General features: G+C 29.6%; 3 protein-coding genes. All 3 read right to left on the bottom strand.

The window, feature by feature from the left end:
- Positions 1-88: 88 nt before the first annotated feature.
- On the bottom strand, positions 89-613 hold the full coding sequence (locus ACU1LP_RS19415; RefSeq protein ID WP_445734785.1) for a hypothetical protein: 525 nt from the start codon (positions 611-613) through the stop codon (positions 89-91).
- A 186-nt stretch (positions 614-799) separates the two neighbouring features.
- A complete protein-coding gene (locus ACU1LP_RS19410) occupies positions 800-1,732 on the bottom strand; it encodes a hypothetical protein (protein WP_445734786.1) in 933 nt (310 codons plus the stop codon).
- A gap of 54 nt (positions 1,733-1,786) precedes the next feature.
- On the bottom strand, positions 1,787-3,060 hold a 1,274-nt coding region (locus ACU1LP_RS19405; protein ID WP_445737094.1), incomplete at its 5' end, for a hypothetical protein.

Genomic DNA, 3,060 nt, shown 5'->3' with positions numbered 1-3,060 from the left:
CCGTATACGAGACCCGTACGTACGGTGGTGTGAGGGGTGCACTCCGTCATTTGATGGCGGAGCCATCCACTCGATTGTGTTTAGTTATTTATTCAGATGCTGTTTTTAAAGAATCTACTTGTTTTTCTAAAGAAGTTATTTCTAAACGCATTTGTTGAATATCAGTTTGAAAATTATCATCATTGTCGGCTTTTTGCTTTGCCATTTTATGTAATTCTTGTATCAATTTTTCTGTATTATTTGGCGATACCAATAATGTTAAAAGTCCTATTAATCCTCCTATAATTCCTCCAACCGTAACGTACATAATATTATACCAAATCTGATTTTTAAGACTTTTTTTAGTCAGGTCTTTAATAGTTTTCTCTAAATCCTTATCTAATCTTATATTTTCTAAATACTTCTCAATTCCGCCATCTTGTATAGCTAGTATTGCGTTTTCTTTTAATTCGTAAAGATTCCCAGATTTAACAGATAAAAAGTCCAAAGCCTTGCAAATCAACAATGCTTTCCTAACATCTTTTTTTGTAGAGTGCGTTTGAATATGCTTATCATCAAAGCCATCTGTTAGAATTTTATCAATTTCTACAACTACGTTTTTGTCTAAAGTCATATCTTCTCGTCTTTACTCATCTATTGGGTTTTTTTTAATTAAACACAACGTTTATGTGTAAGGATAGTTGCGTGTGCAAGCAACTAACTTACTAAAAATGGAACGAACCAGAGGAAAATCCGTAGGATTTTCCAAGTAGGCGAGAACCAAGCAATTATTTTTACACGGTGTTGGCAACTGGCTTTTCTACTCAATTATTTTCCCTGTTGTTATGTCTTTCCAAATCAATTTTCCATTTTTATTTTCAATAGTTTCTAATATACTTCCAATTACAAAGGGATTATTATTTAACTCAATATTTGCTACATAATTATGATAAGCTTTTACAAACTCTAATTTGTTTTTATATGCTAATTCAGTGATTGCAAAGTTCTCTCCTTTAAAATCATGTGCAACCGTAGGATAAACAACTCCATCGATTTTACTTTTTTTTGAAAAAGCATATACCTCATTCGCATAATATGCAGATAAAAAGTAATCACTTTCCTCTCTTATATCAGACTTTGCATATTCATCAGAAAAAAAATTCAAAATCAAGCTTTTTGATTTCAATTCATTACAATTCCAGCTATTAGCATCATGATTAATCATATGTTGTCCAAAATATTTAACACGACTATTTGATTCTATCGCATTTCTATTAAGAAATAATGCAGCTAACTTTAAGTCTTCTTTTACTTTCCAGATACTAACAGTTACAAATCGTCTGTGATGATTATGTTCTTTGAACATATTGCGATTAATTAAAACTCCTAAATCAGTAATATGCCATTGAGTAGCTTCCTTTATTGCTACTTTTTCATCGGTTGAACAGTAAAAAACAGCTCTACCAGGTTTATGCGCTCTTCCAAAAGACTTAACAAACTTTTTGTCTCGAATTGTAATTTCCGAAAGATTTTTGTACGGTATGTCATTTGATTTAGTCCTTGCCCTTGCAAGATAACCACCCGCTTTAAAAGTGATTTCTAAAACTGGAATTCCTCCAATATAATTCTTAATTGTGGTTGTTAAATCCGAAAAAGAAATTTTTGAAGTATCTATTTTATTAATTTTTTCTAGTGCATACTCTATATATTCTGGATAATTATATAGATTTCGGTCGCTAGAAGGTTTTTTCATTTGATTTAACTTATTGTCAAAGGTTTGTTTTTTATTTTATCAGATTTTAGCTTTTTAATCAGTATTCTTGTTCAATGTTTTTTGTCTTTTCAAAATAGAAAGCATCATTTCATGAATCATCTCACCCAATATAGAAGGATCATCAAAAGTCAGCTTATTTGTCGCCATAAGTCGAATACCATCACTATGTTTTAAATTAAAAATATCGTGGCCAAATTCATGAAACATTATAAATAGTTTGTCTAAATAAGTTGAATTATTCCAATTTTCGAGGTCAATTAAAATCTCAATACAACAACTTTTATCCATCCCTATTGCTTCTGCTAGTATGTTATCAGGCAAAGTAGTATAGGTGTATTTCTGATTTTCTTCAAGAACTTGACTACCAAAAGCGATATCATAAACCATTGTAGCAAAAAAAAAGAAATTCTTGAAGTATTGGCTAGGGTCATTAGTTTTTTCTAAATATAAAAAATAGGGTAAATTATTATTTTCAAAATGCAAATTAGATGTATTAAATCTTTTCTCACCAAGCAATGATATCATTTCTCTTTTTGTTTTTTGCCATGATTTTATTGCACCATTTGATATTAGAGATACCGTGTTGAAATTTTTGTCATTGTCACTAATTGTTCCATTACTATTTGCTGTGTAAGATACATAACCATAATCTCGAAATTGATACTTTTTTATTTTGCCTTTTTTATTTTTATATGATTTTTTCGCCTTAAGATTAGCAATTTCCATAGAAACCTTAGTGTCTCTATACAAAACATTATTCCATTTATAGTATTTTTCAAATGAATATTCTAAATCTAAAACAGTATTCATAGTTAACTTTGTTGAATTACTATTTGTAACATCTGGATTTCCTAGGTTCTTAAAAATATCACCAATTTTGATTGGGTATTTATAAGGAAACAATTCGTCTAAAGAGCCATTGTGGACATAAATAAAATTTTCTATTTTTTCTATTTTTTTATTTTTGCCTAAGTTGAGTTGAAAAGTCTCTTGAAAAGAATAAAATTTGGCACTGAAAGCAAAAACAGTATCATTATTTATTAAAGTTTCAAATTTTTTTTCTACATTTCTTTGATTCCATTCATCCATTTTCTCTATGTAGAATTCATCTTTAGAAAAATTGAAAAACCCACTTGAACTTTGAGAGATTATATAATGCGGAAAGAATAAAAGGATAAAAATAATTTTTTTCATATTTGAAATTCTGTTTAAATGGTTGGTTTCAGCTTGTTGCCAACGGTCGGTATAAGAATAGTGCGGGTTTGTGAGCGGCGATTTTCCGAAGGAAAATCGGAAGCTTGCAAACA

The sequence above is a fragment of the Mariniflexile sp. genome (genome assembly GCF_052728615.1).
Note: the sequence above shows the minus strand (reverse complement) of the source record. Positions and strands in the feature narration are given on the sequence as shown.

What these genes read in the sequence shown, in the direction of transcription:
- ACU1LP_RS19410 (WP_445734786.1), bottom strand. Translation starts at nt 1,732, where the DNA reads ATGAAAAAACCTTCTAGCGACCGAAATCTATATAATTATCCAGAATAT.
- ACU1LP_RS19415 (WP_445734785.1), bottom strand. Translation starts at nt 613, where the DNA reads ATGACTTTAGACAAAAACGTAGTTGTAGAAATTGATAAAATTCTAACA.